At 55.8% G+C, this 4,084-nt stretch carries 2 protein-coding genes; one reads left to right on the top strand and one right to left on the bottom strand.

Going from position 1 to position 4,084, the window contains the following annotated elements; translation table 11 throughout:
- Nucleotides 1-242: 242 nt before the first annotated feature.
- Nucleotides 243-3,356, bottom strand: a complete 3,114-nt coding sequence (locus tag WCA10_RS03630) for a DUF3857 domain-containing protein (RefSeq protein ID WP_472821129.1) — start codon at nucleotides 3,354-3,356, stop codon at nucleotides 243-245.
- A gap of 25 nt (nucleotides 3,357-3,381) precedes the next feature.
- Between WCA10_RS03630 and WCA10_RS03625 the strand changes: the two genes are divergently transcribed.
- Nucleotides 3,382-3,633, top strand: a complete 252-nt coding sequence (locus tag WCA10_RS03625) for a hypothetical protein (RefSeq protein ID WP_472821128.1) — start codon at nucleotides 3,382-3,384, stop codon at nucleotides 3,631-3,633.
- Nucleotides 3,634-4,084 lie beyond the last annotated feature (451 nt).

The following is a 4,084-nucleotide window of genomic DNA, read 5'->3' as shown; positions in this document are numbered from 1 at the left end:
TCGATCTACGCTTCGCCACACACCTCACGATGTGCCACGCAAGACTAGAGGTCAGGATGGATTCGCTATTTCCTTTCCTGCAGGGACTTGCACCCCTGCAACACGTCGGTTTATCCCGGCGCACGGCGAGTCACCGCCTATGCGGAAGTTACTCGCCGAGCAACAAAAGCGGTTCGCCCTTACCACGCAGCGCGATGGCCCGGGCCAGGACCGCAATAAGACGAAATTCTGCCGCCGACGTTCTATTGCTGTTCGGTCTGCAAACCCCCATCCGGCACAAGCACGACCTCGCAGTTGTTCCCCATCGAGCAACTGACCACCGCGCTTCGAAGTAGATGCGCCTTCGATCCCGGGGGAAGCAATTCAGGAAACTTCATCCCGTTGATCGCGGGCTTGAGTTGATCGAGCGTGTGTTCGCCTGACATCTGTTGCGACTCGATCACTCCATCAGCCGTAATTTCGAGCCGGAAACTGCCCCATCCGTTGGTGCCCGCAGGCTTCTTGATTTTGTAAGTCCGCAATGCCTGCAGCCCTTCCGGATTCGGCCAGTACGAGGGCTTTGTGCCAGCGGGACGAAGCCGTGCAACGCTCTCCGCAACGTGCGTTTTGGTAATGGAGGGCGTGTTTTTGTCTACTGCAGCCTGCGCCAGTAAGTACAGTTCGTAGGCATGCTGCTGCTGACCTGCAGCCTCGTATAGCTGAGCCAGATGGTCACCGGTCTCCGCACGTAACGATGCACGCCACGCTGCAGACAGGATTGGCTCAGCCTGCTCATGCCTACCCTCGATATACAGCGTCCACCCCAGCGTGTCCCACGCGGCGATCAACAGGTTCGCGCGAACAAAAGCCTTACTGTTTGCCTGCGCAGTGGTTATATCTGCGCTCTCCAACTCAAGCTTCGCAATACTCTTCCGCGATGCCTCTTCGGCCAGCGCCAAATCGATCCCGGACTCGCTTAGAACATAGGCTGCATCGTTCAATACTTCGGGATCGTCGCTGCCTTCCATCGCCGAGCGGGCTGCCGCAGCAGCCTCCTGCTTGCGATTCAGACGGATCAACGCCTCTCCCACCTGAACCGGAAGCACGCGATTTTCTGGGTGCTGCGCGGATGCGGCCTCAAGCGTCTTTAGCGCACCCTGGTCATCGTCCGCATTTCTTTGTATCGATGCCAAGTAAAGAGCCATGCTTGAATTTTCAGGATGCTGGTCCACGTACTTTTGAACGATCTGGCGGGCCTCGCTCGAACGGCCGGTGCGGGCCTCCAGCCGTGACAATGCATTTACCGTCCATTCATTGTCCGGCTCGTTAACCAGCTCTTTGCGGTAATCTGCCTTCGCCTCATCCAGATTGTGATCATTTACGTCCGCAATGAACCCACGCTCCGCCCAAAGCCCCCTCGCCTTCGAATCCTTCTGGTCCACCTGGTTCAGCAGTTCTCGCGCGTGCTCCCATTCTCTGTTGCGCACGCTATCGATAGCCTCTGCCATCAAGGATGTCACCGACGCGGACTGCATTGGATTAGCCTCGGTCTTAGTCTCCTTTCCCTTCGATTCAGTCTTTACTGTCGTAACGACGGTGGTTTTAGGAGCGTGCAGCAACTGAATCCACACGTCGCTGTCAAGGCTGATATTCTTCGTGAATTCCTGGTATTTCTTCCATTCTGCCTTCGGAACTTTCTTCTTCAGAACGACTACCGTGCGCTCGGCAATGATCTCTCCGCTCTCGAAGCGATAAGTCTTGTCGACTGTTGCAAATTCCGTCTTCACATGGATAGGGTCAGGCAAGTCCGTCCGAAATCCCTCAGGCAGCCGAATGGAAGAACTTGCCGTCAAAGTGCGAGGAGTTTCCAGTTGAATGTCCTCTTCGGGGGCACTCGTCTTTGAAGACAACTGGGCAAACTCGAGCGCAGGAAACAGCGGGAGAATGCGCAGATTATCCCAGTCGCCATAGGGATGTCGTGCATAGTCGTAAGCGATTTGGACAGGCCGTGCGGAGTCCTCAGCATTGCTGAACGTAGTATTGCTGGTCGTGCCACCGAAGCCTGAGTATGACGACAGATACTGCGACACTTTGTCTCTCTCCGCTGGTGCAGCGCTTCGCGCCAGCACTCTCACCGGAACCTCATCGTCGTCGCGGTAGGTAGCCTTCATCTTGGCAGTGAGCTTGCCCTCGGCGTCCAGCGTCCCTGCGGCTTCAAATCTGGCCGTAAATGCGTATGGAGCATCAGGAGGCGTGGTTTCAAGCGTCGCCGGTTCTTCTGCCGGAACAATCAGCGCCTTCTGGTCGCGAATTACCGCACTCAGATAGCGAAATGGCGCTGCCGCAGGAGTGCTGTCGAGCCAGATGCGGCCTTCCGGAAGTTTCACGGTGGTGATTACGTGGTTGAATACGGCCGGGGTTGGAACGTCAGGGACTGGCGCAATGCCTACGCCGATCAGTGCTGGAGCCGTGGAGAACCCCTTGGCCTGAAGCAATGCTTCGAGCAGCGTGTCCTTGTCCTTGCAGTCTCCATACTCATTCGCGAGAACCTCGGCTGCAGAATGGGGCTGATAGCGGCCAATTCCAAAGTCGATTCCCACATACCGGTTCTGAGTCGAGACGAAGTTGTAAATCTCGCGTACCTGTTCTTCTGGGCTCACAGCTTTGCCCGTGATCTCCTGTGCTCGCGCTCGAAGCGCCTCGGTAGGCTTAGCTCGCGACTGTGCCAGGTTCCGATACCAATCGCCTACCTCCGTCCAACTCCTAAATGTTGTCCAGGCCACAGAAGGCAGCTTCCGGCCTTCCTCATCCTCATCAGGGTCTTTCGGCGCAGTCTTCGGAGAATCGTCATCCGTGTTCTTGGGAGCCGTCACTAGCTGCGAAACATTCCAGGTGTACGTACGCTGCCCATTCTTCTCCTGAATGATGGCTTTGTGATTAGGACTCCAGACCTGGACATACTTCTCTGTTGGGACCTCCAGCGTAAGCATCTCGGCAACAACAATCACCGTCCCCGGTAGGGTAAAGTGCGTCGCCCCCCAGAATTCTCCCGGAGCCTCCGGCTTCTCAATCCGCGTATCCACCTCGTATTCCAGCGTATCGCCCGCCGATAGCGATCGCACCGGCACATGCTTCTCCTTCAAGTCGCTGTATAGAGGTGCTTGGCGCGTCACTTCGGCAGGCATGTCAATTGCAGTGTCGGCGGGTGTGTCCACCGTCGTCCCATCTGGCTTGTGCACGCGAATGAGCTTGATTTGCGGCGTTTCATTTGCCGAAGCATAAGCAAACGACAGCACCCCAAACTGCTGCGCTGCTCCCTGTGACTGGATACGAACAACAAGGTGAATGTCACGCTCACCCGTACCATCAGGGTGCATTCGGTACATTGTTTCCGAGCGTTCGATGACCAGCGCTTCATTCCGAAATGAATCCGGCGACGGAGATTTCTTGGCCTCCTGCGTCAAACACACGCAAGGTATCAGGCAGATAAAGATGGAAGCACGTTTCCAGGGCATATACCGGGATGGTAATACTTTTTCGCGCACCCGCATTACCGGCGCTTTGGATTTCAATCTGCCAGTAATCTCGCCGACCGCGATTCCTCTCGTGCGCCAGATGCAAAGCACCAAGTGTTCAAAAGGATATCGGCCTTGAAAGTCACAACAGCTCCAACCCGATTCGAATACCGGTGATGCGAGTTCGTCCGATCCCGTAACGCAAATCACACGCCTCGGCGGATTCGTAGCAAGTTACGCGCAACATGGATGTCGATGTGAGCCGGCTCACGTCAATGGAAGTGTTAGCACTCTCCGACCCGGACCTCGACTATGATGAACCTGTGGTGGCGGTCACCGATTATCGGCAAGCAGAAGCCCATTAACGTCGCCGCCTTTGTCCAGCGATCGCAGTTGTATTACCGGCAACTGGGAAATTACGCTTTTGCCAACAGGAAGCGCGTGGTGTTGCATAGAAGGTAATTACTGGCATGGTCCGCCGCCTAAGCCCTCCCGGAGGGTGTAGAGGTAAGCAAAGGAGGTGTTCCATGGAGATTCGTACGATCGGTATTGATTTAGGGAAGACAGTGTTTCACTTTGTAGCCGTCAAC

The sequence above is a fragment of the Occallatibacter sp. genome, from assembly GCF_049582745.1.
GTDB lineage: Bacteria > Acidobacteriota > Terriglobia > Terriglobales > Acidobacteriaceae > Telmatobacter.
Note: the sequence above shows the minus strand (reverse complement) of the source record. Positions and strands in the feature narration are given on the sequence as shown.